Source organism: Pseudomonadota bacterium (assembly GCA_034660915.1).
Lineage (GTDB): Bacteria > Desulfobacterota > Anaeroferrophillalia > Anaeroferrophillales > Anaeroferrophillaceae > DQWO01.
In genome coordinates this window covers 1-1,510 of record JAYEKE010000234.1, presented here as the reverse complement: position 1 = coordinate 1,510, position 1,510 = coordinate 1, and the positions used below count along the sequence as shown (strand labels likewise).

The window sequence follows — 1,510 nt, the reverse complement described above, 5'->3', positions numbered from 1 at the left end:
TTCGGGCTGAAAAATGCTTTCAGGGCGATTTTGATTGAGCCGATGACCCGATCAAGAGGGAAGGCAATCAGCATGGCGGCAACCGAGCCGCCAATAACGACGAGAACTGATGGAACATCAATAAAGGTGCCTAAACCGCTGCCCATCAAGATAGCTGCAATAATTAACCCTGCTCCGGCGACAATTCCTATTATGGTTGCAATATCCATGGCTTATGTTTTACCTGTTTTGATTTCCTGATTTTCTTCGTAATAAAAAACGCCTTTATGTATGGAATCGCTTTTTATATTTGATTCTTTAATCTTAATTTCAACTCCCGGGAAAATGGTGTCAAAGGCGTATAGCCGGCAATTGGCATTGATCTCCTGTTCCAGGGTAATCGCATCTTCAAGGGAATTCAGTTTTTTCTGTTCTGCCATTACCCGCTCGCCAAGATATAAAAGTTTAGCCTGCAGCAGTTCCTGCTCTTCCTGGAGTGCTTTTGTTTCTTTCCTGCTGACCTGTTCATGCTCCTGTTCAAAAAAGAGATGAATCTCTTCCAGGCGACCCTGGAGTGATTGAAGGTCATCTTGTATTTTGTGAACCGCTTCTTGCTGTTTATCCTTTTCCTGCAACCGGAAGGGATCAACTCCCAGGGAAATTTTGGTGGCTGTTGCCCATTTTGCGCCGACGATTTTAGCATAAATGCTGTTTTTCACCTGGCAGGTACCGCCGACGATAACTCCCGGTTCATGGAGAAAAATTATACTGCCGGCAGTTATAATTTGGCTATGGAGAGCTGACTTTTCAATGAAAATGTTTCCCCGGGCTTGAATCCTGGAGTTTTCAACATATTTTGTCAGAATAGTTCCACCGCAGTAGACGCCCTTTTCCTGGCAGGCGATAATTCCGCCGCGGACAATCAGATCTTCATCAATTTCAATATGGGCACCTTCGATACTGCCTTCAACGATTAACTGTTTTGCCTTGACGCTGAAGCCGGAAAAAACAGAGCCCCTGACAATGATTTTGCCGATGAAATCAAGATTGCCGGTCTTGAAATTGACATCACCATCAATGATAAGCGTATCGCGTACCTCAATGCGATTATTCTCTACCTTGACATAGCCATTGGTGGTGCTGACAATGATTTGTGGATCATCTTCAGGAATGGTAACATTCTCCCCCAGAAGTTCACTGGGGTCTTCAACTACAAAAAATTGCCGGGTTTCGACTTCAGATGATTCTGGAAAATAATTTTCTGATAATGGCTTGATGCGGGCCAATACCTGTCGGACAACCACGTTTTCAATGAAGTGCTGTTCGTGATAATCAATCTGTTGTGAATCCTGTACGGGGTCCTGCCGGGGGTTTTGAGAATATAAAGTGACTTGGTAGCTCATGTTTAGTTGTTCCTATGTTGAGCAATTAGCTCTTAGCATTTAGCTGAGTAAAATTAAGGTTTTACGTTAATAATACACAGTATCCAACAGATGACTGTATATAGTGAAATCTCTTTAATCATTAACTC

At 43.1% G+C, this 1,510-nt stretch carries 2 protein-coding genes; both read right to left on the bottom strand.

Translation table 11 applies throughout. The annotated features are described in order from the left end of the window. The coding region (locus U9P07_12975; protein ID MEA2110317.1) for a motility protein A at positions 1-209 on the bottom strand (209 nt) is incomplete at its 3' end. Between the two features lie 3 nt (positions 210-212). Continuing rightward, positions 213-1,382 carry a FapA family protein gene (locus U9P07_12970; protein MEA2110316.1) on the bottom strand — a complete coding sequence of 390 codons (1,170 nt, stop codon included), beginning with the start codon at positions 1,380-1,382 and terminating at the stop codon, positions 213-215. Positions 1,383-1,510: the final 128 nt, after the last annotated feature.